The 960-nt window shown below is 49.4% G+C and carries 1 protein-coding gene; it reads left to right on the top strand.

The window, feature by feature from the left end; genetic code table 11:
* The first annotated feature begins 69 nt into the window (after positions 1-69).
* Positions 70-944 (top strand): IS630 family transposase gene (locus tag ACR6Z4_RS32200; RefSeq protein ID WP_479721398.1). Its coding sequence is split into 2 segments (ribosomal slippage): positions 70-390 and positions 393-944, totalling 873 coding nucleotides; the frame shifts between segments, so codons are not numbered across the junction.
* Positions 945-960: the final 16 nt, after the last annotated feature.

Genomic DNA, 960 nt, shown 5'->3' with positions numbered 1-960 from the left:
TATAGCAATTGAAGGGAAAGTTAGGACATAAAATAGTGGGTAAGCTAACCCAATTTGGAGGTGGGTCTCATGGCTTCTCCCTACAGTGACGATCTTCGTCAAAAAGCGGTGGATGCGGTTGATCGAGGTGAGCGCAAAATTCAAGTTTGTCGGATGTTCGACATCAGCCGCAACACCCTGGATTTATGGTTGAAGCGACGGCAGCACACTGGAGATGTGGGTGCCAATCGCACGTATCGACGGGGACCCCAACCCAAGATAGCTGACCTAGATGCGTTTCGAGACTTTGCTCAGCGTCATGGTCATCTGACGCAGCAAGATATGGCACAGCAATGGTGCCAACCCATCAGTCATCGCACTATCGGCAAAGCCCTGCGGCGGATTCAGTTCACTCGAAAAAAAAGACCTATCGCTATCAAGAACGTGATGAAGGCAAACGCCAAGCATTTCTAGAGGCACTGGCAGCTTATACAAGCGAGCAGGTTGTCTATGTGGATGAATCAGGAGCGGACAACACTCTCGACTACCCCTATGGTTGGTGTCACCAGAGTCAACGCTTTGAAGCAGATAAGTTGGGACGTCGCACCTGTCGGATTAGTATGATTGCCGCTTGGTGCAACCGCGACCTGCTGGCTCCAATGACGTTTAAGGGCTACTGTGATAGTGCTCTGGTTGAGATGTGGGTCGAACAACTATTGGTTCCGGCACTGCGACCAGGGCAGGTGGTTGTCCTAGACAACGCCAGTTTTCACAAATCTATAGCTATCGAGGAGATGATTGAGGAGGCGGGATGCAAGTTGTTGTTCCTGCCGGCTTACTCCCCCGACTTAAACAAAATTGAGAAGTTTTGGGCACGTCTAAAGCATTGGCTTCGTAAAACCTGCCATCAGTTTGAAGAGTTTTGGGATGCCGTCGATAATGCCTTTAAGCTATGTCCTAACTAACCATTCAATTGCTATA

The sequence above is a fragment of the Calyptranema fuscum S582 genome (genome assembly GCF_055793305.1).
This window is presented reverse-complemented; position numbering and strand designations above follow the sequence as displayed.